The organism is Sediminispirochaeta bajacaliforniensis DSM 16054 (assembly GCF_000378205.1).
Taxonomy (GTDB): Bacteria; Spirochaetota; Spirochaetia; order DSM-16054; family Sediminispirochaetaceae; genus Sediminispirochaeta; species Sediminispirochaeta bajacaliforniensis.
This window is the reverse complement of the sequence record NZ_KB899417.1, coordinates 32,462-58,369: the sequence shown is the minus strand read 5'-3', so window position 1 is coordinate 58,369 and position 25,908 is coordinate 32,462. Positions and strand designations below refer to the sequence as shown.

The following is a 25,908-nucleotide window of genomic DNA, read 5'->3' as shown; positions in this document are numbered from 1 at the left end:
TGATTGAGTAAATGGTTAGCGCGCACGGCGATTCGTCGGTTTATTTTTTTATACTGCTCCAAATGGAATCGGCTGAAGCGTTCATCAACGCTTTCGTTTCGGGCGCATCCAAGTCCATAGTAAAATTGCTCATGTAGCGGCTGAATACGCTACAATGAACAGAGATAATCCTGCTGATAATTACTTCGGGGATATCTTCTCGCACATCATTTCTAATACGATCCCAAAGATGCAGTTCCCTGATTACGCCCACATAAAGTTTCGCAAATTCCTCAGAGAAATAATTATAGCATACCGAATCTTCGTACTTTTCCACGTACTGGTGCTCATCCGGATAAAGAGCGGACCAGCGAAGTATGTCCAAGATAATGACTTTGATAATGCCTTCGGCAGATGTTTGTGCCAGCGGATCGTTCCGGCCTATTTTTTCTACGCTGTTACGAGCATAGTAATAGGTCTCAAGAAGCAACATTTCCTTGGTTTTAAAATACTTGTATGGCGTTCCCCCGGCGACTCCCGCCCTTTCACTGATTTTGGACATAGGTGCCATGGGGCCAAACTCGTTAAAAAGAAGGATAGTACTCTTCATAATGCGGGTCTTTGTATCATCCGTGGGCATTATTAGCATGATGTTATCTCCCGTACCTAAGGATTTATTTCATATTACTTGCTTTCCACATAGTCTGCGACCGTCTTACCGCAGATATACGCCGAAGTAAGCGCCCAGCCGTTATTTGCACCGCCAAATGTAACATAGGGCTTCCTGTCGCTGAAAAGCACTCCCATGCTGTCGCCACCAACGGCAAAGAGTCCGCCGATGGGTTTCCCATTGGTATCAAGCACCTGCAGGTCGCTATTCACGTCCAGGGCTGCGCAGGTACAGTAGCTATAGCTGGCCATCTTGACCGCATAATAGGGGCCGTCGCCGATGGCTTCCAAATAGTCGGGGGCTTTGCCGAAATCCTTATCTTTACCCGCTGTACAATAGCCGTTATAGGTACCCACGGTGGCGGTCAGAGCGGCGGGATCAACACCGATCTTTTTGGCCAGTTCCTCAATCGTATCGGCCTTATATACATATCCAAGCTTTATGGCAGTATCCAAAACATCGTAGGCTTCAGGAAGAGGTGTTCCCTGTGGAATAGCGCCCAGGTAGCCTAAGAACGCGGCCGCCACGCCATCCATATCATACGAAAAGCCATTATCCCTAATATCGTTGATCTGGTCGGTACTCCATATGCTGTAATAGTTCGGCCCCGCAATCCACGGATCGAGCATGGCCACGCCTGTTTCCGCGGTAAAACGCTTGCCGTCCTTTCCGACTGCCAGACTGTTGCCGGAAATACCCAGGTACATGGGCAAATCGGCAACCGACCAGACGCGCTGCACGCCGGAGAATCTGCCAATCGCACCTTCGATTTCATGTATTTCATAGCCGTAGCTTGCAGGAATAAATTTAGCAGACCCCGACATATGCACTTCAGGCGGCATACCGATGTTATAGGTAGCTGCACCCTTTTCTATGGCATGTTCTATCATCTTACCGTCGTTGCCATAGCTACCGTACATATTCCATGCCCCCTTAAGGGGATAATAGTTGTCGGAGAGATACTTTTGGGTCATCTCACTGCTGCCCAGAAAACCACCGGTAGCGAGAACCACGGCATCAGCGTTGATGGTATACACGGTACCATCAATCAGGTTTTTGGCTTTCGCACCTGTGACCCTGCCATTTCCGTCATAGATCAGCTCATACGCTTCGGTTTCCAGCATATACTTCCCGCCCAGGGCGGTGAAGTCCGAAACCAGTTTGTCAAAGTCGGCGGCAATTTCAGCTTTATTTGCACCAAAAACGCCTGGGACATCGGGGTTTGTGTTGGGGTACCACTGGAACTTCACCTTGTAAACGTCTGCGGGCGTAAAACCGACTTTTGGATCAAAGTCGAAGAGGATGTCGTGATCCAGGGCGAGCCAGTCGAGAGCATCTCCGGAATTGGCGAAGAACAGATCGATCATGTCCACCTTGGCGTCTCCATCCACATAGGCAAGCCAGGCCTTATACATGGCGTCCTCATCACAGAAGTCTTTGCCGTTGTTGTACGCCGCTTTGATACGATTAGGATTGATAGACATGATTTCAGAGGTCAAAGCGGTGGTGCCACCGTAGTGTCCCTGCTTTTCAATGGTAAGTACATCCGCGCCTTCTTCTTCAGCACGCAGGCCGACATATGTACCTGATCCGCCCATTCCGATGACAAGCACCTGTGTGTTGAGCGTCTCGTTGCCGCCGTTCTTTTCAGGGACAGCCGAAAATTTTGCGATGGCGCTTTCATCTGAGCCGCCGGCAGCCAACGCCTGGATCAGGCACGCTTTTACCGCCGCTTTGACAGCACTGCTGGTGGCAGTAGCACCGGTAACAGCATCAACGCCCACCGACTGGGCCTCAATGATACGTGGGAAAAGCCTCTTTTCCACGGTATCCAGCATAGGTGGTGTGTCTCCGCAATCGTCACCATAGGCAATGGAAAGGATCGCATTGTCGCTGACGGTAACCGCCACTTTGTCTGTCCAGCCTATGTTGAAACCATAGGCTTCGGCGGAATAGCTGCCCGGAGCCATCTTAGCCGTAGCTATGGATGTGTCTCCCCTTGCCTGCTTAAGGCAATCTCCAAGAGCCGACTTTACGGCTGAAGAGGTGACGGTGGCACCGGTCACTCCATCTATTGCCTCGCTTTGGGTATCAAGGATCTGCTGCTTCAGTGTATCACCAGCAACTTGCCCGATACTCTCGGTCTCGCCGGAGAGGTCGAGAACCACCTCCGTTATGCCGCTTGCATCAACAGTAGCTGTGACGGTCACCGTGCCCATCCCACTTGCAGTCGCGGTGTAGGTACCCGGCGTATAGGTGCCATCTTTGGCAGTCGCTGTAGAACCTCCGCCGCACCCCGCAAACGCCAGCAGTAATACAGCCGCCAGGATGTAAGAGATTATCTTTCTCATTCTGTTTCTCCACTCCCTCATTATAAAGATTGGTACATAGTGAGTGAACGTTCATTCACTATGTATCGATATTTTATCACCCATATATCGTATTTACAAGTAGCTTCAGAGCCCACTCTCACATCCCGTAAGAAAGACGAAGTGAAATCAGTTGATAGGGCTTATAGGGTACCGACACCTGGTTTCGGACAATCGGTAATTCGTTCTGTGGACGTTCGAGCAGGTCGACAAACTCTGCAAGCCCGTATGGCAAAGAAAAGGAAAGTTTTGCGACCCCTCCCACGCCCGCACATTCATGACACCGTATGATGATCCCGTTAGCCTCTTCACACTCTTTTATCCATCCTACAACTAGGGATCCAGTGTCGACCCAGTGCAGGAAGCTTGATATCCCGCCGCCGGTAAAGATCAATGCAGGAGTATACAAAAGATCGGCGGCCTGCGCACTGTTCGGACGGCCGTTCGAACAGCGGCCTCGATATGTACCGATGGCAAAACGAATTGTATGACGGCCGATATCGGGAAAGTCGGCCGGAACGCCGGGATTCTTATCGTCGAAAGAGTGAACAGACCTAATCAGAGAAAGGCGAAGATCGCCATCGCTGATCCGCCACCCATAGGTAGATTCTGATATCACGGCAAGTCCTCGCCCCATGCCATCGGTAATTGCCGCCCAGCGGCTTGCCGGGTCCTCCCAATGGGCCTCGTGTTCCGTCGGACCGCTCTGGGCCGAGCGATCGATACTGCCGAAAGGCGTTCCGAATCGTCCCCATTGCCCCTTATATCCGGTTCGAATGATATACGAAAGGAGGGAATAACGCTCACGCCAATCGATGTCAAGGGAAATAAACAGATAGGGCAGATTCTTGTACAGTGTGTAATGAAGATCCATGCTGCTTTCCGCACCGATCGCCATTGAGGATGTAATCTGAACCATCAGCGGCCCCGATTCAGTTACGGTAAGGGAGCAAAAAGCGTCGACCCTCTGTCCGCAGGAGCTATGATAGTCGACCTCCCATGCCTCAAAATCGCTTGGACGGTCTGCGTGCAACGAGAAAAAGCCTTCATGAACCAGAAGCGGTATACCCTCTATTTCAAGAGCCGCAAGCATTCCGGTTTCCCGGGAAAATTCCACGTGCACCTGGTCCAACGCGACCGAATAGGGATCGGTCTGCAGTGCGTTCTCCGGCAATGTGGAATCGAGAGGTTTCGAATCGAGGATTATCCGCTTGCCCTCCAAAGCCTCCAAATGCAGCAGCGAGACCGAAGAGCCGTCAGAAAGCAGCTGCCAGGGAGCTCCCCCATCCCTTTTCTGAATTTTCCCAAGCTCTTCTTGCGACAAGGAAATCGGATGGATCGTATCGATGGCATGAGGATTGAAGCAGGATAGGAATTGTCCCTCACCTTCGAGTAAGGTTCCTGCCTCATGCGAAAGCTCCTCGGCCGTCGAAAGGAGCTCAGGAATCAGTTCTTTGTAGACCTCAGATATGCTGCTTCCCGGAAGCGCATCATGAAACTGCATAAAAACAAGTCGTTTCCAAAAAGCTGCGGTATCATAACGGCCCTCAGCCGCACAGGCGGCGGCCTCAAGGGTTTGCAAGCCCCTCTCCACACTCCGATATGCAGATTTCATCGTGCGGGCAGTGGTATAACAGCCACGGTGATATTCGAGATAGAGTTCACCTTTATAGACGGGAAGATCATCCACATGCGCAGAAAGCTCCCGGAAAAAATCATCGGCTCGTGAAGGATACGTTACAGGAATGCCGGGGGCGGATTCAGCAAGGGCAATCCGTTCACATTGCTCCTCGGTAACACCTCCGCCACCATCCCCAAAGCCATAGGTAAGCAAGGAGGTGTCCCAGATTCCCGCCTGTTGATTGGTATAGCTGCACTGTAGAAGTTCCCCACAGTTTGCCCGCGATTCATAGCCGACCTGTGATAGGTGGGCTATCAGTTGTGATCCATCCGGGGAGCTCCAGATAAAGCTGGTATAGGGGAAGCGATGAAGGGCAGACCAGGAGAGTTTTGTTGTGTAAAAATAACGGCAGCCTGCAGCGACGGCAATCTGGGGAATCGACTGGCTATATCCGAACACATCGGGAAGCCAAAGAATGGTGGAGTAAGCGCCTGTCTCCTTAAGGAAGAATTGTTGACCGAGCACAAACGAACGGGCAAGAGCCTCCCCGCAGGGCAGCAGGGTATCCGACTCCACATACATCCCACCGGTAAGCTCGAGCCTGCCATTCTCTATAAAGCGCCTCATCTGGCAATAGAGTGCCGGGCTTTCTCTTTTTAGCTGCTCGATTAGATAGGGCTGACTGAAGGTGAAACGCATCTTCGGGTAGGTCTCAAGAAGCCGGATCAGCGTGCTTGCGGTATGAATATTCTTTTTATGTGTGATCGACCTTGGCCAGAGCCATACCAAATCGAGATGCGAATTTCCCACGGCGGCAATACGACCGGGAAAAAAGTCGCTTTGAAAAAAGGCAGCCGTGGAGCGAAGCGCTTCCAAGGCCTCGGATGCTCCGCAGCGATCATAGATATCAAGGGCCCTTGCAGCGGCTTGCAGCACGCTTCTAAGGCCCGGCGGTATGCGGTGAAGCGTTGTATGGTATTCGTTCGTTTTATTTCTGATTCCATACTCAGCCAGAAGCGTGGCTACCTGATCGTCCAGAAACGAGAATCTGTGGTAAAGTTCCCAGTACAGGGGATCTTTTTTGACAAGAGAGACTCCGCCGTACACCAGCGATCTTCCGATCGGAGAGGGAAATTGATTTTCCCCCTCTCTCATCCACAGCCCCGTCTGATAGGTTCCGCACCAAATGTAGAGTTCGCTCGCATCTTCCGGGATCCGCGCATAGGGATGAGCCGTATCGATACCGGCGTATGCAACGCCCCGATGATATATGGTACACTCTCCCTGTATTCGAAGGAAAAGATAGCGGGCATCTTCGTCAAGGGCCTTCGGAAGTGTAAGATATCCCCACAAGCCGCCCCAGCCCCATTCGGCATAAATTTCTCCCTGTCTCAGGGGACGATACCGAAGAGTCGCCGGTTTTTCACTTTCGGCCGCCCCTATTTGAATCGAGAATTGCGGCTCTTCAAGCAATATCCACATTTTCTCCGCCGCACGTCTTGCATATGCCGAAATACGCTCCCCGATAAGCTGAGGAAAGATCGTATGGTTTGTCTTTTTCATGTCTGCTCCTCTGTCAGCGAAAAGGAGAAACGGAATAGTGCATCATCATCATACCACATCGGGAAATTGGTTCCCCAAAGATTATTGTGCAGATTAAAAAAGATTCCCTGCCGGAGATCGGGAAGCATACGATCGAATTCCAGGATTCTCGGCCGACCGAGGGAAACGACCGGAGCATCGAGAGAGCAAACCCGCAAGAGGTCCTGCCTGTCGCGCAGCGTGATATCGAGGTGGTCGTCTATGGCATGCAAAGCTCGATTTCCCTGCCGAACGACCTCGGCAGGGTCGATCTGCATTCCCATTTTCGAGAGTTTGAGTGACTGAAAGCAGATAGGCAGATGGAATTCAAGCCATGAGGATTCAGGAATTCTGGATGCCTCTTTCTTCCTCCAGTGAAGCGTCACCAGGCAGGTCGGTTTTCTGTGGCTAAACTGATAAGAGAGAGCCACCTCCGCCGGCGCCCCGTACTTCTCTACCGCCTCCCCGGGCATCTGCGTACATACATGAAGCGTGAACCACTCTTCACCCTCGCGATACCATATGGTGGCCCGAATAGGAAGGAAGTGAAGAGATCGTAGGTCGACGACCCGGGAGAGGCCCGGCTTTGTATAATCGGGCAGAGACCACTCATGATGGCTCTCGTCGGGCAGAAGATAGGAGGAGAAGAACCGGGAAAACTCCCTGTGATCGTGGACATGGTATCGGTATCGGCAAAAGGGTTCCCCGGGGGATGCAAGCTCAAGCCGTGAGCCGCCATGATAACAGCGAAGCAGGGCCCCCGTTGCAGCGTCGACCTCAATCTGCCACTTCCCCGAAGAAAAACTTCTTTTCTCCTCCGAATGGGTGAAGCCCCTGTTGTCCGGCCACTTCGGCTCCGTTTCTCTCAGGGCCTTTAAGGCTATATCCCGGGCACGATCGGTTTGCAAGGCCGCCACCGCCTGCTCAAGATAGTCTCGCTGCTCCTTCCATGAGCGCTCGAAAAGGCGATAACTCAGCCGGCCTTTGAGCTCGTCATAAAAGGAAAGCGGAATCTTTGTATAGCTTAGCACACCCTCTTGCAGTGTATCTTGCGGTATGAGATCACGCTTCCTGGCGGCTTGAAACGCCGGTTTGCTCCAGGAAACGAAATCGGGAAGAAATCGCTTCTGGTCCATACCCCAGGTATGTTCAGGGACAAGCAGCAGGGTCCTTGAGAAATCCTGTTCTCCAGGATCGCCCGTTTCTCTTATTTGTGGAATAGAACGTGCCAGGGCACGGTACCTCGCCATTTTTAAGGGATCGGAAGCGGCGCCGTGAATCCAGGTATCACCGATTTCGCCCTTTACTACGGGAAGCTCCCCGGCAAAGGGAAGAATCGTTTCTGCAAAGCTTGAAAGATCCGAAGCGGTGATACGGGCATCGGGATATCGCAAACGGATTGTTTCATACAACTTTTTCAGATCCCCAATCGAAGGAGGCCGCTCATTGTCGTGCTGATGTGAAAAATACAAGACTGTATGCGCAGGATCAAATTCGGTGATATTTCCGTACCCCGATTGGTAATTGACAATGATCTCCTTTCCGGCAGCGTGCCAGCGAAAAAGTTCCGGGACCTCCGCGGGAGAGCAGGCCGCATTGATACCGATATGCAGGTATTCGATCCCATACGCCTTGAGTAAAGGAACAATCGCCTTCGTATGGCCGGGTACATCCGTACATTTCGCAGCAATGGTGTGCCTATCAAAACGCCTGTCCAACTCTTTTGAGATTTCAAGCCCCTCCTTATACAAATCCACCGTGGCAAGTTCGCTATGCATGGTAAAGGGAAGCGCATGCCAGTGAATCTTATGTGCGGCTATCGCCTTCTCAAGTCGAGATTTCCAGGAAGCTGTGGCAGATGCATAAAAGCGCTCGATCAACCAGGATCCGGTGGTCCAGGAAAAATCGACATCGGGAATATCTTCCAGCATCTCAATCAATTCGAGGGCCGCCGGTATATACGAATGGAGGTATTGATCAACGACCTGTCGAGCCAGATCGGTAAATCCAATATCAAGATGCGATTTAAAAACGATGTGAACGTGAGTTTGCTTCGTGGTGTCCATGTTATTCCTGTATATCATCAAAGAATTTCTGAGTAAGGCTGCCGGTTCCTGCATCCGACACGATATGGCTGGTTACATGATAGACAGGATCTTCAGCCACCAAATCAGACGCTGCTGTTTCAAGCCGGAAGAGCGGAAGCACATCTATATAGATTGCGGCGCTTCTTGCCTGCTCCCGCATCGTGCGGATGGCATCGCTCGCTTCCTGGTACCAATGGGCGGCCTGTCTATCTTCGATCAGGAGGCTGGGTATCAGGTGGGCCTTTACCGATAAGGTCTCCCGCTCAAGTCGGTATTGCAGATCGAGAAATCGATATTCATGAATCTCATTACGATCAAGCCAAAGATAAAGCTCATCCAGAATGGATAATGGCCCGGATTTATCAATGACCACATCATGTTCGACAAAAGTAAATGTCACAGAGACCTCTGCACCTTCACGGTTTGTGAACCGGGTCTTTTCGGAACCGTAGAACCAGGTGGGGTGGGAGACCTTTTCCTCGTTCACACAGTTATAATAGAGGGCCCACAGGTGATGGTAACCTCCTTCTCCAGAAAGAGAGGGAGGCTCACCAACGGCAATGGGCGAGGAGAGCGCAAAGCGGGTATAGCGGTGAAATCCAAACCAATATAGTCCCGGCGTAGTAAGGGTCAGGGAACCGGTAGCAGGAAAGAAACCGAGAGGCTGGGAGCCCCGATACCACTGGACAGGGACCGGTCCACCGTCGCAAAGTGCCTTGTAGTCCACCCTCCCCCCTTCTTTGTCGAAACGCCAATGGAGTGCGATCCCGGTATCCGTCGCCGCAAAGGTGTTCCAATTGCGGATACTCGTGCTGCAGCTCTCGTCGATGAAACCGGTAACCCCAAGGCCGATCTCATCGACGGTATGGGCATCGCTGTTTCCAAGAACACTCACAGGAAAGCCCCGATCGAGATACGCGGCATAGCAGGCGACATGAGGGTATGAGATAAGAGAATCAGGTGACTCATCTTCGATCCAGGCATCGAGTACCCCTTCCCGTAACAAGCTCCTGAGTGTAGAGCCGTTTATGGCCTCGATACCTGCCACACGGGGAAGAAAGGTGCCCCTGAACCTATCCGAAGGAAGATATGGATGGTTTACAATAACGAGATGTCGCTTCTGGCCGGATAGGAGATAGAAAAACCCCTCTCGTGCGGAACCTTCGATACGGGAGGGCTCAATAACGAGGGCATGGCCGATTCGAAAGGTGATCTCACAATTATTTACAATGGAGACATCAGGAATCAGGCTTCTCAGCTTTCTCGTTTCGGCCTGCTGGCGCGTCCAGCTTTCGAGGCTGAGATTATGGTTGTGATCACCTGTCCCGAATGCCGTAATGCCGCGGGCCAATCCAGCATCAACCATCTGCCGTATCGTGGCACGGTCCCTGTTATCCGAATACGCAGTATGGAAATGGTAGTCGGCATATCTAAGTAATTTTTCCAATGCTTCGTCCTTGATGTAGCTGTGCATTGATCAGCAATTCGATATTGCCCTGGGTTTTCTTGTTGATTAAATCAAGCAGTATTTGCACGGAATAGTATCCGATGGTATTGAGCTTCTGAATGACGGCGGCAAAAAAATCCCGCTCTGAAGGGGGATAGCTATGGTTGTCGAATGAACAGAGAGAAAGGTCCTTGGGAATCTCCAGTCCCATAGAGAGGCACTGTCGATACAGATCGTAGATAAAACCGCACTCAAGTCCAAAAACCGCACTGCAGCCGCTCTCAAGCAGCTCTTCGACGAACTCCCTGGTAATGGGTTTTCCTGAAAGATCAAAGCGGTGCAGCATGGTCGGAGCTATCTCCTGCTGCTCATACGCCTGTTTGATTCCCTGCAGCCGAAGTTTCACCGACGGCTTATGCTGATTCTGATAGAGGACCGCAATATGCTTATGCCCCATGGATAAAAGATATTCCGTCATCTGACAGGACGCTTTGCGATGATCTGTGATGATGTAGTTGCCCTCATACTCCGGAATGTAGTTGTCCACCTGAATAACCGGAAATTGCGCCTTTTCGAATTTTCTGATATGCGCGGCAAGAAGACGATTGGCGGCGCGATTGACGGAAACGGCGGGTAGAAAAATAATCCCCCCCTTACGATCCTTCGGGATGAGATTGAGAATGTCGATCTGTTCCATGGTGTTCTTTCCCGGACGCTGAAGGATCAGATGGACATGCTTATGGTGATTATCGTCAAGAGCCTTTCTCATACCCTCGATGATAGCTGACTCGAGATTGAAACTTTCGGATGGGAGAATGGCATAAAGGTCTATCGCCTGAGGTATGGAAACATCCTTGACGAAACTTCCGCTTCCCTGAATCTTATAGACAACCCCATCCTTCATCAGATTTTCAAGGGCACGGCGTACAGGATTTCTACTGACTTGGAGCCGTTCAATGAGCTCATCTTCGGAAGGAATCTTGCTTCCGACCGGAAACGTACCGCTTTCGATCTTCTCGAGAATATAGTGTTCAACCTGTTCATATTTCTTCATCATCTATTCCTTTACCGAGCCGACCATAATACCCGTTGTAAAATAGCGCTGCGCAAAGATGTACACAATGAGCAAAGGGATGACAGAGACAACGATACCGGCCATCCTTGCATTATTGGCAACGGATTGCGTCGTACTGGTAAGCTCGGAAGAGACAACCAGGCTTTTCAGAGCTATCTGAAGCGTATATTTTTTCGTTGAGTTGATGAACAAAACTGCAGGAAGGAAATGGTTCCATCTGCTGACGAACTGAAAGATGGCTATCGTTGCTATTCCCGGGTTTGCCAGGGGCAGATATACCTTGGAAAAAACAATCCATTCGTTTGCTCCCTCTATAATTGCGGACTCCTCCAAGGAGCGTGGGATTCCCTCGAAATAGTTTTTCATCAGAAAGATACTGAAGGTCGAAACAATATCAATGAGGATCAGAGACCAAAGGGTATCGATAAGACCGATCTTTTTCATGGTCACATAGACCGGAATGATGATCATTTGAAAGGGAATCATCATCGGAATCGTGACAAGAAGCACCACAAGGCCCTTGCCGGGAAAGGTGTTGCGGATCAGAACAAAACCGGCCATGGCGCATAGGAGTACATGGGAGAGGGTACCGATTACCGTTACAAAGGCATTATTCAATAAGGGCGTAAGGATGGCGACACGCCGAAAGAGGTTCGCATATCCGCTGAGGCTCAGGGTCTTGGGAAACAGCTTAACCGTATTTTCATATGATTCGAGATCCGTCGAAAATGAAACCGCCAGAACATTCAAAAAGGGAACGATCATGGTCATGGCGAGCAGCGTGAGAAACAGCACATTGCAAAAAAGAAATATATTTCTTGATCGGAACATATGGTAGTTAGACATGGTATTTCGAAACCTTCCTCACAAGCAGGGTAATAACAAAGGTAGCTGAAAAGATAAAGATAGAGACTGCGGATGCATATCCGATATTGAATTTCTCCAAACCATGGATATAAACATAGTACATAAGAACATCTACCTTTTCGGCTATAACCTCATTTCGCAGGACATACACCTGATCGAAGATCCGTAAGGCCCCCATAACGTTCAGCAGCAGAACGACCTTCAAGGTGTTGACCAGTTCGGGAATCGTAATGAACCAGGCCCGCTGGAATCCGTTGGCACCGTCTATCAGGGCGGCCTCATAAACAGCGGGATTGATGCCGGCAATCGCCGCCAGGTAGAGGATACAGACATAGCCGGCCTGCTTCCAAAGATTAATGCCGATAAAAAGCCCTCTGGCATAGGAACTAATAGCCAAAAAGTATACCGATTCTTTTCCGAAGATCGCACCGATGCTATTTACCAATCCGCCGGGCGCAAGAATGAAGGTCCAAATTCCTCCGACCACAACCCACGAAAGAATGTGGGGCAAATAGAGAATAGACTGAAAGCCCCGTTTGAGCGGCAAATGCACCACCTCATTCAGAGACAAGGCAATAACCATGGGAACAAAGGCCGTTAGAACAACATTGCTTAAGCCGAGGATAAGCGTATTACCGAAGACGTTCCAAAAGCCCGGGGTTGAAAACATTTTCTGGTAGTTTTTTATGCCGACGAAGGAGCTTGCTCCGACGAAACGAAAATCCTGAAAGCTCATCTTGATTCCGTCGGCAAGCGGAAATATTGAAAAAAGAATAAAATAAAGCAACGTCGGAAGAATCATGAGGTAAAGTACCCTATATCGATTGAACTGCTGCTGTAATGCACTCCGCCTCTTCATATCCTCTCCTTTATAGTGCAATGCAGTGTGCTCAAAAAAACAAGCACACTGCGTTACAGTAAGGTGGTACGTGAGATTTTGATATTTAGAATATGCCTTCTTGTTCAAAGCGCTTATTCATGTTTGCGATTCCCTCTTCAGGAGAAATCTTTCCCAGAATGATTTTAGCGGCTTCCGCCCGCGAGATCTCTTCCCACTGCTTGTCGTATGCGGTAACGTACTGAGGCTTTCCATATGTTCTGACAATTTCGGCCGCCTCCTCAAATCCTTCCAACTCGCCAAAAGGATTTACCCAGGCAAGCGATTTCGGCTGCGGAGCTCCGTGGTCCATAGCATGGGCCTTGCCGACCTCCGTCAGCTCATAGGTCCCGTTCTCAAAGGTGTAGTCATGGTCTTTTATGCCCAAAGTCGAGAGGATATTTCCATCGTAAGTATGCCAGAACTCAACCACCTTGAATGCCGCATCTTTATGTTTGGATACCCGTGGAATGGCCATAAGGCCGTCGTTTCCCGCACGGCACATGATGGTTCCGTCAGGCCCCTTGGGAGGGGTAATGCCTCTGGCCTTGAACGGAGAATCAGGCCGTTCAGCCTTTATCGTCTGATTAAACAGGCCCACCCATGCGGCCCAGTAGAAGGTCATACCGGCTTTGCCGGTCATGAACATGTCGCGAAAATTGGAAGATTTATTCGTAATGAAATTCGGTTCGAGGATTCCCTCTCGATATAATCTGGCCAGGAATTCATAAACAGGAATTGCTGCTTCCGTCGCATACGGGGAGTAAAGTTTTCCCGTCTCATCTTTTACAAACCCCCGGGCAAGGCCGTAGGCACCGAAGAGGCTCGAGAGGTCGTAAAGGCTATAACCGACGACGAGGCCATAGGTATCGTCTTCTCCGTTGCCGTCGGGATCACCAAAGGTAAACGCCTTTAGTACCCTGTAGTATTCATCCAAGGTGGTCGGCGCTTCCAGCCCCAGGTTTTCAAGCCAATCGTAGCGGATAATCGGTAAGGTTCCCTGCTCAAATTTATTAAATACCCCGTAGATTTCTCCGTCCTTATCACGGATGCGCTCCCATTCCGCCGGATCGATAACCGAAGGATCATGCAAGACTTTCGATGCTTCGATCCTATCGGTAAGTGGTTCAAAGAGATCCTGGTCTTTCAGGCTTACCATCAGGGAAGAATCGATGTAGACAATATCAAGGGGCTCTCCCGTTGCCAACATCGCGGTCAGCTTTGTGCTGTACTCGCTGGAAGGCGGTTTGATCATGGATACCTCGACCCCTGACAGACGCTTGACCTCATTCTCAAATAGAACATTTTCCTCAGGCTCCCGGCCGCCCTGAACGGAGGTAACCCAAATCACCTTCTCTTCTTCTTTCTCTCCTTGCGCCCAAAGATTAAGGGCACATGCCGCAAGCAGCAGCACCAACACGTAGCCCTTACGTAAAAATAGCTGTTTTTTCATGTCACCTCTCCTTAGGTCTCGTATTATCAGACCGTTTTATATTATTGTCAAATTATTATTATACTTTTTATGTTATAAAATAATTGCTTGTATAACAAAAATATATTAAGACTATAGATTATATTTATTATTAAATTTATTACTTTTTTATATTTTATGTAAATATACGGTTACATTTCGATGCAGATTCTGTTTAGTCCGGCATCTTGATTTACCCCAATCCCCCAAACTCGTGAACTTGTTACAACAACGCTTCTTTGCTATAGTAAAGAGGGGTGCATGCTATATGGCTACAGAGCATGAGATAATCAAGACCCCGAAAGCGCTTTTAGCTTGGGTATATCTTCTCTCGGAAAATCAAGTGTATCACGTGTACGATCACTGGCATCTCAGCTTGGAAATCACCATGGTCCTCAAGGGCTCCTACCGATACAGGATCAACAATCGTCTTTTCACGGTGAAGCCCGGTGACATTTTGCTTATCAACTCGGGGAATGTGCATGCCTGCGAGACCAGTGAGCCCCAGCGCAGCGATGCCCTTTCCATCATTTTCCCTCATGAATTCCTCAAGAAGGCGTGTGAAAACATAGATTTCCTCACCTTCTCTCTGGATCGGGGAACGAAAGAAACGTATCGCGAGCTGAAAGAGGCCATGGATGAAATGTATGCCATATTCGTCCGCAGAGAGGAAATTCCCAATTATCAGCTCATGCTCAACAGCATTGTGTACCGGATTATTTTTTTACTGATAAACTACTACAGCGATAGCAGCTATCCCCACTGCAATGTTCTATCGCAACGTAATCTGCAGCAGTGTGAAAGGATCATCAGATTTATCGACAAACAGTATCAGGAGCCCATCACCCTTGAGTTGCTTGCACAGCATATGGGCATCAGCAGGGAGCATCTTTCACGTATATTCAAAAACAACATGGGAACGACCTTCAAACACTATCTCACCAGCATTCGCATGTACTACGCCTACATCGAACTTATCACTACAGACATGCCGATCATCGATATTGCCTTGGAACAGGGGTTTCCCGACACCAGGGCATTTATCAAAAGCTTCAAAGAGCTGTATGGCATTACTCCACTCCAATACCGTAAGAATCACGAGCATGTGAGCAATCTTGATCACAAGAAATTCGTTATCGGCCTCTATTAGCAACGCCTTGTGCGGCCGCTTCGATGGCGCGGTTCATGGCCCCGGTCAAGGCCCTGACCATGGGGGGCGAGACCCTGCCATCCGTATTCATATCGAGATACGAGTAAAGTCCCCAGAAACTTTTGCGTAAGGCATGTTCGAGGGCTTCTGTTACATCGGATCTGGTGATGATTCCCTGGTCGACGAGAAAATCGAAAAGCATATCCCGGCTTATCGCATTCTCGAGGATCTCGGAAAAGCCACTTTCCGCAGTCAGCATCCGTGAGGGCTTCGGAGGGGCGATAATCCGGACCGGGGCAGAGGCCTTGATATCCCGGCTTGAAGAACCGATCTCGATACGAAAGGTATCGCTGTCGATGACCCAACTATTTCGGCTTTCATCGAAATAGGAAAAATCACGTTCACACAGGGTAAAGCAGGCACGTTTTTTCTCTCCCGGGGCAAGGGAGAGCTTTGCAAAGCCCTTCAATTCCCGTACCGGGCGGGGTATGCATGGAGAGCCTTGCGAAAGATAGAGTTGAACAACCTCTTTTCCGAAGAACTCACCGCTGTTTTCCACCTCCACCGCTACTTCAAGAGATCCAGGCAGCCTGATGGTTTCGGAAGAGAGCTTCACATCAGCATAGGTAAAGCTGGTGTAGGAGAGACCGTAGCCGAAGGGAAAAAGGGGGTCCAGTCCCCGGTAATCATAGTAACGGTAACCGGTAAATATGCCTTCACCGATGACAAGGTTGAAACCGTCACCGGGAAAACTGGTAAAGGCGGGGGTTTGCCGGAGACTTTTGGGAATCGTTACCGGCAGCCTGCCGCTGGGATTGACCGATCCGAAGAGTACCCTGGCAAGCGCATCTCCCACACCTTCACCGCCGAATCCCGTCATCAGCAGTGCATCGACCCGGTCGCTCCAGGCCATCTCAACCGCATCGCCTGATTGCAGGACGGCGACCACCGGCTTGCCCGTGGAAAGCACGGCCTCCAGCACTCGCTCATGTCCCGCTTCAACACGCATATGCTCACGATTGTAATGATCGGATTCAGGAGGTAAAAAGCTTCCGAGAAAGCACACGACGATATCGGCGGAGGCGGCACAGGCCCTCGCCTCCTCCACCATGGATGCATCGCCCTCGCCGTCGCCCGCTCCGGCGCCGAGGTACCCCCGGCTAAAGAGTACCTTTGTCTCAGCCGGAGCTTGCTCCTTGATGCAGTCGAGGGGGCTATCCACCCGCCTGCTGTTCACGATCGCGCAGCCCGTCCCCTGGTAAAGGGGAGAGAGGGCAAGCTCACCGATAACGGCAATCGTGCCGCAGGAGGCCGAAAGCGGCAGCACATGGTTCTCATTTCGCAAAAGCACGATAGACTCTGCGGCGGCCCTTCTGGCAAGATCATGCTGCATACGGGCGTCGACCTGACCGCCTTCCTGCCGCATACCCTCAAGACGAAATACCATCCGAAGAATGTTACGCACCCGCCTGTCGATGTGCAACTCATCGAGTTCGCCTGCAAGGATACGCTCACGCAGATACGCTTTAGAGCCGAGGGACTCCGGCATCTGCAGATCCAACCCCGCCTTTGAAGCGGCCACAGGATCCGTCACCCCTCCCCAGTCGCTGATGACGAACCCGTCGAAGCCCCAACGCTCCCGCAGGAGCTCAGTCAAAAGCCAATGGTTTGCAGAGGCATAGACCCCGTTTATCTTGTTGTAAGAGCTCATCACCCCGACAGGGTGGGCCGTCGTGACAATATGCTCAAAGGCGGCAAGGTATATCTCGTGGAGTGTACGACGGTCACAGATTTCATCAACCCTGGTTCTGTTACTGTCGCTGTGATGGCAGGCAAAGTGTTTGACGACCGCACCCACCCCCCTTTCCTCAAGCCCCTTCACCATGGCCGCACCCATGCGGCCGGTCAGAAAGGGGTCCTCGGAATAGTATTCGAAATTACGCGCGGTGAGGGGATGCCGGCGGATATTAATTCCGGGCCCCAGCAGAAGGTGGATGCCCAGGGCCCTGCACTCCTCGGCAATGGCCCGGCCCACCTCCTGTATAAGCCCGGTATCCCAGGAACAAGAGATCGTCGATCCGGAGGGAAAGCAGGTTGCGACATAGGTACAGGTCAGAGCCTCATCGCTGTCGAAGCTGCTGTTGATCGCATTATAGGCGAAATTGGCATCATCAGGCTCTTTAGACTCTTTTTGCAGCCGTACTCCGCTGGTCCCGTCGCTCATCAGCACAGCGGGAATCCCGAGATGCGGGAATGCCGCCGTATGCCATAGCCCGTCACCGGTGCATAAGCGAAGTTTTTCATCAAGGCTCATCTGCCCAAGGATCGTTTCGATTGCTCTTGTTCCCGTCATTCCTCTATTCCTATTTCTTTATCCTATCTCTTTAACTGATCCCAGCGTGTTTGCAGCTCTTCGAGAAAGCCGGGGACATCGAGCTTTCCCGCCACAAGCTTCTGGACCGCATTTCCGAAGTATTCCGCCCCACCGGCCGGGTACATGGAATTGTAGATGCCGTAGACCTTCCCCTGGCTTGCATAGCGGGAGAGATCCGAACTCAGGGCCCCAACCTTGTCGGGATTTGCTTCGAAGCTTGTGAAGGCCGGGATAAAAAGGAGCTGGTCCGTCATCGCTTTCCGTCCCTCTTCGCTCGTTGCGAGCCAGGTAAGAAAGGCCTTCGCCTCTTCTTTCGCCGGAGACTCTTTATTAATGACCCAGTATCCCGTAACACCGGCATAGAGCTTGTCGTTGCTTGCGACATCGTCGCTGATCGGCATCGGAATCAAACCGACCTGCATATCGGGGTTTGCACTATCAATGGAGGGTTGAAGCCAGTTTCCGCCAAGGGTCATGGCGATAGATTCGCTGTACAGGAGGGCAGTCTGCTGGTTAAAGCCGGTGTTCAGGGGAGATTCGCACTGAGAGAAATCGTAGAGGATGAAATTGGCAACCTCCTCGAAGATTTCGTTTCCGACAAAAGTTTCGCTTCCATCGTTCAGGCCCTGTATGAAGGCAAGGGGATCGGGCTGCCTGGCAATTCCCATATTCACCAGAAACATTCCCGCCTGATACCAATCCATATAGGTACCTGCAAGGGGCTGTATTCCCGCCTGCTTCAGTTTTTCAACGGCACGCTGTAATTCGGTGAAGGTCTTCGGGACCGAGGTGATGCCAGCCTCGGCAAAGAGCCGTTTGTTGTAGACATAGCCGTAGCCCTCTACCGATACGGGAAAGCCGTACACCATACCGTCAGCGGTACTTATGCCCTCTTTTGCCAGCGGCACCATGTCGGAAACCCAGGGCTGATCGCTGAGATCTTCAAGACGCGACTGCCAGAGGTCGAGTTCCGAACCACCCAATATCATAAAGATATCCGGGGCCTCGCCTCCGGCGAATTTGGTACGAAGGCTGGTCGTATAATTGTCACTCAAAGACTCGATGACAAATTCCACATCCGGATGCAACTCGCTGTAGCGAGCAGTTACATCACGAAGGGCCTGATCAATCTCGATTTTGCTCTGAGAGAGAAAGATCGTCGTCTTCCCACCTGAAGCCTGCGCCGAATCGGCCTGACCTCCGGCCATGAGCGGCAAAAGCGACACCGCTGCAAAGCATACTAGGCATAGACCCTTAGCTATTTTCATATATTCCTCCTTTGAAATAGCATTCCCAACACTATCCTTTCACCGCACCAGAAAGGATTCCCGCCATAATCCTCTTCTGAGCGGCAATGAAAACCACCAGGATGGGAATCATACTCAAGACCAAAGCGGGTAATGCGACCTCCCATCTACTGTTGTACATGCCGAATAATCTATTGATACCAAGCTGGATCGTACTCAGGGCATGGTTATTGATAACGATCAGGGGCACCATGACATCATTCCAGATCCAGAACCCATCCATCACAAGGACACTCATCATCGTGGGAGCCAAAAGCGGCAGGACGATGGTAAAGAAGATAGGGATGGTCCCGTATCCGTCGATCTTTGCGGCCTCTTCAAGTTCAGCGGGAAGAGCCATGACAGCTCCCCTCATCAGGAAATAGGCAAAGGCCAGTCCGATTCCCCAATAGGTAAGCACAGCCCCAAAGAGGGTATTGTTTATACCAATACGGCCGAGGACCTGCACAAGGGGAATCATGATGGATGCAAAGGGAATCAGGATCGACATGATGATGGCCGTCGTCAAAATCTTCGAATAGCGAGATGGATGCCTGATATGCCACCAGGCCACCATCGTGGCAAAAAGGATGATTCCCAAAAGGGAAAAAAGGGTGACGATAAAGGTATTCCTGATCAGAAGAGGGAAATTTACGATCTTCCATGCGTTCGTATAATTGCTCCACAAAAACTGTTTTGGAAGGGAAAGTGGATGTGAAATAATATCCTGCAATGGTTTTAGGGAGTTGAGAAAGACGAACAGAAGCGGGAAAAGAAAAAGAAAGGCCGCTATACACATAATCACATAAAGGATCGTCGACGAAATGGTCTGCCTCCCGTTTATGCCGTTCATGAGTAGGCCTCCTCTTTCTTTCTGCTCAAAAACAACTGAATCGAGGTAATGATCAATATGATGAGGAAAAATATGACGGATTCTGCGGACGCCAGGCCGTAGCGATTCTTGACGAAGGCATCGTTGTAGATCCCCAGGGCCATGGATACCGTTGAACCATACGGCCCTCCCTTTGTCAGGGATAGATTGAGCTCGAACATCTTGAAAACATTTGCGGTACTCCAGAACAGCGCCACCGTGATGAAAGGCATGCAGATGGGAAGTTTGATCCTGAAAAGGGTACGAAAGGTACCGGCACCGTCAATCTCGGCGGATTCCAGAACATCCCGCGAAATGCCCATGAGAGCGGCGGTCATGATGACCATGACATACCCCACATTTTGCCAGGTACTGACAATGATCAAGGCGGTAAAGGCGGTCTCTTCGGTCCCGAGCCAGGGAAGCTGCATAAAATCAAGATGGAAAAGGGTCCCGAAAGCGGGGAAACCATTGATGAAGATAAACTGCCAGATAAAGCCGAGGACTAGGCCCCCGATCGTTTGGGGAAGATAAAAAGAGGCCCTCAGTGCATCACGAAATCTAAGAGGCATGACAAGGACTACGGCCAGGGCCACGCCGATAACCATGACCAGGACAACCTGTACAATGGCAAAGCGTAAGGTAAACCAAAAGGTGTGCAGAAAATCAGACTGCCGTGTAAAGATATTCTTGTAATTTTCAAGGCCGATAAATGATAGTTCTTTTGTTATGCCGTTCCAATCGCTAAATGAATGAATAAAACCCGTCACAAAGGGAACAAAAACGATGATAAAAAACAGAAGCGTCGCCGGACCGAGAAAAAACAGATGTTCCCACATGCTGTTCTGTCGCACTCCTCTCCCCATCTCATCCTCCTTTCTGCCGCTTGAACAAAAATAGCATGGGCAATGCAGCAATTTCATTCCATTTTTTAGTGGGAAAATATACATTTTGTGATATTGTCGCGGAAAAACCGAACAGTTTTGGCGACACCTTGACAGCTTTCCCCCTTTTGGCATAGCCTCAAACAAGACTCCTCCCCTTTCGTCTGCCTGCCGCCTGCAAGTCAAAGGATCTATTGGAGGAAAGCTTCGTGAAAAAGAAAACGCTCATCAAAGACGCCCTGGCAATCGTAAGCTGCGATAAGAAGGATACCATATACCGTGACAGCGATATCCTGATAGAGGGAGGTCGCATCATCCGCATCAGAAAGGAACTGGAGAACTCCCCGGAGGCGGAAGGTGCACAGTGGATTGACGCAAGGGGGAAATTTCTCTACCCTGGGCTGGTCAACACCCATCATCACTTCTTCCAAACCTTTGTAAGAAACCTCATCTCCATCGATTATCCCAACATGACCGTTCCCGACTGGATCGGGAAGATCTATCAGACCTTCAAGCGTGTCGATGCCGATGTTATCTACTACTCATCCCTTACGGCCATGGCCGATCTGGTAAAACACGGCTGTACCACGGCTTTCGATCACCAGTACTGCTTTCCTCGATCGGCAGGAAAAAAACTGATAGACCGGCAAATGGAGGCTGCCGCCCAGATCGGTATCCGCTTTCATGCAGGACGGGGTGCCAACACCCTGCCTCAAAATAAGGGAAGCAATGTTCCGGAAGAGATGATCGAAACCACCGATGAATTTATTGAAGATTGCCAGCGCCTTATCGATACCTATCACGATCCGAACCCCTATAGCATGCGACAAATCGTCGTCGCTCCCTGCCAGCCGATCAATTGCAGCAAGGAGACCTTTACCGAATCCCTGCGCCTTGCCCGGGACAAGGGGGTCTTTCTCCATACCCATCTGGGTGAGGGGGAAAACGAGATGATGGTCGACCGCTGGGGAATAAGGAGCCTTGCCTGGTGCGGGGAGCTCGGCTTTCTCGGGCCCGACGTCTGGTTTGCCCACGGCTGGGAGCTTGCGCCTGCGGAGTATAGGGTAATGGCGGAAAGCGGAACGGGCCTGTCCCACTGCCCTGCTCCGGCTACCCTAGGCGGCTTTCCCATCATCGATATGAAGGCGATGCAGAAAGCGGGAATGAGGGTGAGTCTCGGCTGCGATGGTTCGGCAACAAACGACGGATCGAACCTGCTTGATTCCCTGCGCATGGCCTATCTAATGCAGAGCTACCACAGCAAGCAGCGGGGCGGCGCGGTAAGTGCATACGAGATGCTGAAAATTGCCACTGTCGAAGGCGCCGCCATGATGGGAAGAGGCGATATCGGAAGCATCGAGGGGGGAAAAGGGGCGGATCTGTTTCTTGTCGATGCCCGGAGCCTCGAACTTGCGGGGGCCATCCACGATCCGGCGAACCTCCTTGCAAGGGTCGCTGTCACCGGTCCGGTCTGGCTCACCATGGTAAACGGCAGGGTTGTCTATGCCGAGGGAAGGCTCACCGGTATCGAGGAAAAAACGGTTGTGCAAGAGGCCGAACGGGTCTGCGACAGGGTGATCAGGAACGCGTAAGCCCTCGCCCTTCACCCATTCCAGCCCGGAGGATCTGCCCGCTTATGTGATAGACATAGAGGCGGGACGTTCACCCACAATTTCCTTTCTCCCGGGGATGGGATGCCTCCCCTGAGAGAAAAAAGGGTTCGAAGGCTCACGCAGCGATAGCCGAGGCGCTCTAAGGCGGGAAGCAGCAGATCAAGGGCCTGGGGGGTTGGATGCGGGTCGGGCTGGACATCGTGCAAAAGAAGGATGGCACCGTCGCAGATCTGAGAAAGGATCTTGTCCGCCCGCTGCCGGGCCGTGGTGTGACACCCTTGCCAATCCATGGCCGCAATTCCACCGACCATGGGATAAGCAATGGTGTCAAGCATGGTAGGCGAGAGAGCGAGATTCGGGGGACGAAAAAAACAAGGCTCTTCACCGACCGCTTTCTGAATTGCGTCCGAGCATGCAGAAACCGAACGCACGATCTCTTCTCTACTCATACCATCCATGGGGTCGTAACTCCAACCGTGATTTTCGATCTCACACGAAAGCGAGCGGGCACGCTGCAGGATCGGCCGACTCTCGTCGCTAATGCGACTGCCGACGACAAAGAATGAGGCGGGAACGCCATGGATTTCGAGGCGATCGAGGATCTTCGAACTCTTTTCGGTATCGGGACCGTCGTCGAAGGTGAGTGCATAAAGCTTTTTCCCGGTCATGGCCTGCGACTCTGCCACCATTTCACGGCATACCTGCGTATCGCCGCTGCGGTGTCGAAATTCATCTTCTCTTTGATGTGGTCTCTATAGGTGTTTACGGTTTTTACCGACAGATTGAGAATTTGTGATATCTCACTAGCCCCATAGCCTTGGCCGATATATTCCAGAACCTCGAATTCCCGGTCACTCAGCAGATTGACCAGGCCGTCCCGCTCCTCTCTCTGGCCAAAGACAGTTGCAAGCAGCCGTTCGTTCATGGCAGGCGACACATAAATCTTTCCCGCAAGGACCGTTTTCACGGCGTCGAGCATTACGGCCGAGGCTTCTTGTTTCATGACATACCCGTTTGCTCCCGATTTCAGGGCCCGTTCGGCATACACCAATTCATCATGCATCGAAATAATGAGAATCGGCATGTCGGGGTCTAAGGACTTAAAACGACGAACCAAATCAAGCCCATTCTGATGGGAAAGGGATATATCGACGAGGGCGATATCCGGGAGCTTCTCCCGGCAGATATCGAGGGCCTCTTCGATTGTCCCGGCCTGGCCACAAATTTCATAACGGGGATTGCTGGAAAGGAGGACAACAAGCCCCTGGCGAAAGACCGGATGATCATCAACAACCAAAAATCTGACGTTATTTCTCATAGCATAACTCCTGCGGTATCAGGCAGGAGACCTTTGTTCCCCGTTCCATTTTTTCGACCAGCAGGTGTACCTGAGCCTTCTCGGCACGATATCGCATAATCTTCAATCCCATTCCATTACCTTCGTCTTTATCGGAGAAGCCTGTACCGTCATCTATGATCTCAATCAGTCGTCCGTTTCCTTTTTGCTGCGTATGCAGTTTTACCATAATATGCGAACAGTTTGCATGCTTTATCGAATTTGATAAAGCTTCCTGCACAATTCTATAAAGCTGGAGGGCCCGATCGTCGTTTTTCAGGAAAAAATCAGGGGAGCGCTCGAGACGCATATCAATCGTATTGCCCTTCCTCAAGGCCTCAAGCAAGGTATCGACGGCGGCAATGAATCCGTTCTCCTTCAAGCCCACAGGAACAAGCCCCCGTGCTATCCCCTTCGCCCGATCGACAGAGTTAATGATCAAGTCGTTTATCTGGGTGCATACCTCGTAGGGATGGCTGCCGGGCTCCAGTGAATTTTTCAGCACTTCCGTGATCATAGAGATCCCGGCAAGGTGCTGACACAGGTCGTCATGAAGATCCTGGCCTATGCGATTCATGGTATTGTTTGAGATGTCGATCACTTCCTGCTCAAGTCTGATGCGCCTGTCAACCTCGGTTTGCAAACACTCATTGGTCTTGGTCAATTCCGCAGTTCGCCGCGAAACCTCTTCTTCCAGGCTCTTCTCATGAGATCGTACCTGCTCAAGGAGCCTGGCACCCTTTACTGTACTGGATATCTGTTTACTCAGGAGATCGTAGAGAGCAGGATCATCCACTGCCACCGGTAGAAGAATATAGCCCAGGGGCTCATGCTGGTAGACAAGGGGTTTTAGCACCCACTGTTTTCGCTTCCAGCCGAAATCGATTTGATCGGGAAGGAGTGAGGTGGTTTTGAAAACATACCCCTTCGCCATAGGATCGTCTCCTTCGGCCAAAGGCAGGGGAAAGACCCTTGAAAGCTCCTTACCATCTCGGGAATCGAGAAAAATGACAAGGTAGGCCTCTGAGAAACCAAGGCTCACCAAGCCCTTTGAGAGGGTTTTGACGATACTTTCCATCTCAAAGGCCTCGGCGAGGGCGGCACCGATCGAGCGTGCAAGGAAATTACGTTCCATCGCCTTAAGCCGCCTGGAAGAGAGTATTCTCGTGGTTAGCTCCGTCAAGCGGCCCAGCCCTGTCGATATAAGCCGCAGACGCCGGGACAGGGAGCCTCTCTCGCCGGATTCGCCGCAGGACAACAGCTCCTGCTGGATGGCATATAAAAGGGTATGAAAGCGTCGCAAGCCCTCTCCATTGTAGGTATCCGGCATCATCCCCCTTTCCAGAAACTCGAGAAACCCCGATTCATTCTCTTCGAAGATGAAGGCACGCAGCCGGGCCATGGTATCACGTTCAAAGTCGTCCAGGCCTTTCACCCAGGAGTCCAACTTCGAGGCATCGGGAATCCAGCTATGGCGGCAGCCGCAGGATTCGCCGATCCTAACACTACTGTTGAGATAGCGATTCTGTCCCTTGCCTCCATGGATGAGTGCACATACCTCTTCTACCGCAGCCGCACCAAGTTCAAAGAGCGGCTGACGGACCGTCGTCAGCGGGGGCTGGCAAAAAAGGGTCTCCTCGATACCGTCGAATCCAACAAGGGCCACATCATCGGGAACGGAAATGCCATGATGCGACAACTCGTCCAATGCTCCCAAGGCCATTTTGTCATTCAAACAAACCAGCGCATCAAAGGGTATACCTTCGGCCAGAAGAGCTCTCACCCCCTCGCTTCCCGACCGCTGCTCAAAGCTCCCCTCGATCATGAGCCGCCGATCGAAAGGGATAGTATAATCGGCCAGGGTATCGAAAAACGCTTTCTTACGTGCATCGGCTTCAAGATGACCGGAAGGTCCCGAGATAAGCGCAAAGGAGCGCCGGGCGTGAACCTCCACCAGATGTCGAATAACGGAGACCATACCGATCCTGCCGTCTACGATGATGCTTGGAATCCCGGGTATTCCCAGGCCCACGGAAACCTGCGGGAGGTCGCTGCGTATGCGGAAAAGCTCCGTAACCGCCTGAAAATCGAGGTAGGTGGAAATCGCCGATGAAATGATGATTAAGCCATCGATATTTTCCTTATCCGCAAGGGAATATGCGATGTTCGAGCATTGCTCCGTTGCAATGGGCGACTTGACTCTGGAACCGAGGAAACAGACCAGACCCAGTTCCAGGGCCTGTGCCTGGGAAACAATACCCTTCCAAACGGCCGCCTGGTAGGCATCATTCAGTTCAGCGGTAAAAACACCGATATTTTTATCCACGTTTCTCTTCGACCTTCGGCGTAC

At 51.2% G+C, this 25,908-nt stretch carries 18 protein-coding genes; 2 read left to right on the top strand and 16 right to left on the bottom strand.

The window, feature by feature from the left end:
- Positions 1-40: 40 nt before the first annotated feature.
- The 9 genes from F459_RS0112295 to F459_RS0112255 form a co-directional block, all read right to left on the bottom strand.
- Positions 41-619 carry a TetR/AcrR family transcriptional regulator gene (locus tag F459_RS0112295; RefSeq protein ID WP_020613026.1) on the bottom strand — a complete coding sequence of 193 codons (579 nt, stop codon included), beginning with the start codon at positions 617-619 and terminating at the stop codon, positions 41-43.
- Between the two features lie 44 nt (positions 620-663).
- Positions 664-3,000 carry an FAD-binding protein gene (locus F459_RS0112290; protein ID WP_020613025.1) on the bottom strand — a complete coding sequence of 779 codons (2,337 nt, stop codon included), beginning with the start codon at positions 2,998-3,000 and terminating at the stop codon, positions 664-666.
- 118 nt (positions 3,001-3,118) lie between these two features.
- Complete coding sequence (locus tag F459_RS0112285) at positions 3,119-6,202, bottom strand: alpha-mannosidase (protein WP_020613024.1); 3,084 nt, start codon at positions 6,200-6,202, stop codon at positions 3,119-3,121.
- On the bottom strand, positions 6,199-8,286 hold the full coding sequence (locus F459_RS0112280; protein ID WP_020613023.1) for a DUF5054 domain-containing protein: 2,088 nt from the start codon (positions 8,284-8,286) through the stop codon (positions 6,199-6,201). The genes F459_RS0112285 and F459_RS0112280 overlap by 4 nt, the downstream gene beginning before the upstream one ends.
- Before the next feature lies 1 nt (position 8,287).
- The gene (locus F459_RS0112275; protein ID WP_020613022.1) at positions 8,288-9,754 is read right to left on the bottom strand and encodes a CehA/McbA family metallohydrolase domain-containing protein; all 1,467 of its coding nucleotides are present in this window, start codon (positions 9,752-9,754) and stop codon (positions 8,288-8,290) included.
- Positions 9,738-10,808, bottom strand: a complete 1,071-nt coding sequence (locus F459_RS0112270) for a GntR family transcriptional regulator (protein WP_154651680.1) — start codon at positions 10,806-10,808, stop codon at positions 9,738-9,740. Before F459_RS0112270 ends, F459_RS0112275 begins: the two co-directional genes overlap by 17 nt.
- A 3-nt stretch (positions 10,809-10,811) precedes the next feature.
- Positions 10,812-11,624 (bottom strand): carbohydrate ABC transporter permease, encoded by an 813-nt coding sequence (locus F459_RS0112265; protein ID WP_245540167.1) that lies wholly within the window; start codon positions 11,622-11,624, stop codon positions 10,812-10,814.
- Positions 11,625-11,667: 43 nt separating this feature from the next.
- A complete protein-coding gene (locus F459_RS0112260; RefSeq protein ID WP_020613019.1) occupies positions 11,668-12,555 on the bottom strand; it encodes a sugar ABC transporter permease in 888 nt (295 codons plus the stop codon).
- 85 nt (positions 12,556-12,640) lie between these two features.
- Positions 12,641-14,026: an extracellular solute-binding protein gene (locus F459_RS0112255; RefSeq protein ID WP_020613018.1), complete on the bottom strand. Its 1,386-nt coding sequence runs from the start codon at positions 14,024-14,026 to the stop codon at positions 12,641-12,643.
- 286 nt (positions 14,027-14,312) lie between these two features.
- Here F459_RS0112255 and F459_RS0112250 point away from each other — a divergent pair, with 286 nt between their 5' ends.
- A complete protein-coding gene (locus F459_RS0112250) occupies positions 14,313-15,194 on the top strand; it encodes an AraC family transcriptional regulator (RefSeq protein WP_020613017.1) in 882 nt (293 codons plus the stop codon).
- Here F459_RS0112250 and F459_RS0112245 read toward each other — a convergent pair.
- From F459_RS0112245 to F459_RS0112230, 4 genes are read right to left on the bottom strand one after another with little or no spacing between them, the layout of a single operon-like run.
- Positions 15,178-17,547 (bottom strand): glycoside hydrolase family 3 C-terminal domain-containing protein, encoded by a 2,370-nt coding sequence (locus F459_RS0112245; protein WP_020613016.1) that lies wholly within the window; start codon positions 17,545-17,547, stop codon positions 15,178-15,180. The two genes, F459_RS0112250 and F459_RS0112245, sit on opposite strands and share 17 nt — an antisense overlap.
- Before the next feature lie 23 nt (positions 17,548-17,570).
- Positions 17,571-18,836, bottom strand: coding sequence for an ABC transporter substrate-binding protein (locus F459_RS0112240; protein ID WP_020613015.1), 1,266 nt, complete (start codon positions 18,834-18,836; stop codon positions 17,571-17,573).
- Positions 18,837-18,867: 31 nt separating this feature from the next.
- A complete protein-coding gene (locus F459_RS0112235; protein WP_020613014.1) occupies positions 18,868-19,707 on the bottom strand; it encodes a carbohydrate ABC transporter permease in 840 nt (279 codons plus the stop codon).
- On the bottom strand, positions 19,704-20,591 hold the full coding sequence (locus F459_RS0112230) for a carbohydrate ABC transporter permease (RefSeq protein ID WP_020613013.1): 888 nt from the start codon (positions 20,589-20,591) through the stop codon (positions 19,704-19,706). Before F459_RS0112230 ends, F459_RS0112235 begins: the two co-directional genes overlap by 4 nt.
- Positions 20,592-20,818: 227 nt before the next feature.
- Here F459_RS0112230 and F459_RS0112225 point away from each other — a divergent pair, with 227 nt between their 5' ends.
- Entirely contained in the window at positions 20,819-22,201 is a 1,383-nt protein-coding gene (locus F459_RS0112225) for an amidohydrolase family protein (protein ID WP_020613012.1), read from the top strand.
- An 11-nt stretch (positions 22,202-22,212) separates the two neighbouring features.
- Here the strand turns inward: F459_RS0112225 and F459_RS22275 are convergent, their stop codons facing one another.
- Genes F459_RS22275 through F459_RS0112210 form a run of 3 tightly spaced genes read right to left on the bottom strand, consistent with a single transcriptional unit; the run spans position 22,213 to position 25,884 of the window.
- On the bottom strand, positions 22,213-22,911 hold the full coding sequence (locus tag F459_RS22275; protein ID WP_154651679.1) for a polysaccharide deacetylase family protein: 699 nt from the start codon (positions 22,909-22,911) through the stop codon (positions 22,213-22,215).
- The gene (locus tag F459_RS0112215; protein WP_020613010.1) at positions 22,887-23,540 is read right to left on the bottom strand and encodes a response regulator; all 654 of its coding nucleotides are present in this window, start codon (positions 23,538-23,540) and stop codon (positions 22,887-22,889) included. Before F459_RS0112215 ends, F459_RS22275 begins: the two co-directional genes overlap by 25 nt.
- Positions 23,530-25,884 (bottom strand): substrate-binding domain-containing protein, encoded by a 2,355-nt coding sequence (locus tag F459_RS0112210; protein ID WP_020613009.1) that lies wholly within the window; start codon positions 25,882-25,884, stop codon positions 23,530-23,532. Before F459_RS0112210 ends, F459_RS0112215 begins: the two co-directional genes overlap by 11 nt.
- Between the last annotated feature and the right edge of the window lie 24 nt (positions 25,885-25,908).

Bases quoted from the DNA above. Each gene is read 5' to 3' on its own strand.
- F459_RS0112270 (WP_154651680.1), bottom strand. From the start codon at position 10,808: ATGAAGAAATATGAACAGGTTGAACACTATATTCTCGAGAAGATCGAA.
- F459_RS0112245 (WP_020613016.1), bottom strand. From the start codon at position 17,547: ATGACGGGAACAAGAGCAATCGAAACGATCCTTGGGCAGATGAGCCTT.
- F459_RS0112295 (WP_020613026.1), bottom strand. From the start codon at position 619: ATGCCCACGGATGATACAAAGACCCGCATTATGAAGAGTACTATCCTT.
- F459_RS0112240 (WP_020613015.1), bottom strand. From the start codon at position 18,836: ATGAAAATAGCTAAGGGTCTATGCCTAGTATGCTTTGCAGCGGTGTCG.
- F459_RS0112235 (WP_020613014.1), bottom strand. From the start codon at position 19,707: ATGAACGGCATAAACGGGAGGCAGACCATTTCGTCGACGATCCTTTAT.
- F459_RS0112280 (WP_020613023.1), bottom strand. From the start codon at position 8,286: ATGGACACCACGAAGCAAACTCACGTTCACATCGTTTTTAAATCGCAT.
- F459_RS0112230 (WP_020613013.1), bottom strand. From the start codon at position 20,591: ATGGGGAGAGGAGTGCGACAGAACAGCATGTGGGAACATCTGTTTTTT.
- F459_RS0112290 (WP_020613025.1), bottom strand. From the start codon at position 3,000: ATGAGAAAGATAATCTCTTACATCCTGGCGGCTGTATTACTGCTGGCG.
- F459_RS0112260 (WP_020613019.1), bottom strand. From the start codon at position 12,555: ATGAAGAGGCGGAGTGCATTACAGCAGCAGTTCAATCGATATAGGGTA.
- F459_RS22275 (WP_154651679.1), bottom strand. From the start codon at position 22,911: ATGGTGGCAGAGTCGCAGGCCATGACCGGGAAAAAGCTTTATGCACTC.
- F459_RS0112215 (WP_020613010.1), bottom strand. From the start codon at position 23,540: ATGAGAAATAACGTCAGATTTTTGGTTGTTGATGATCATCCGGTCTTT.
- F459_RS0112285 (WP_020613024.1), bottom strand. From the start codon at position 6,202: ATGAAAAAGACAAACCATACGATCTTTCCTCAGCTTATCGGGGAGCGT.
- F459_RS0112250 (WP_020613017.1), top strand. From the start codon at position 14,313: ATGGCTACAGAGCATGAGATAATCAAGACCCCGAAAGCGCTTTTAGCT.
- F459_RS0112255 (WP_020613018.1), bottom strand. From the start codon at position 14,026: ATGAAAAAACAGCTATTTTTACGTAAGGGCTACGTGTTGGTGCTGCTG.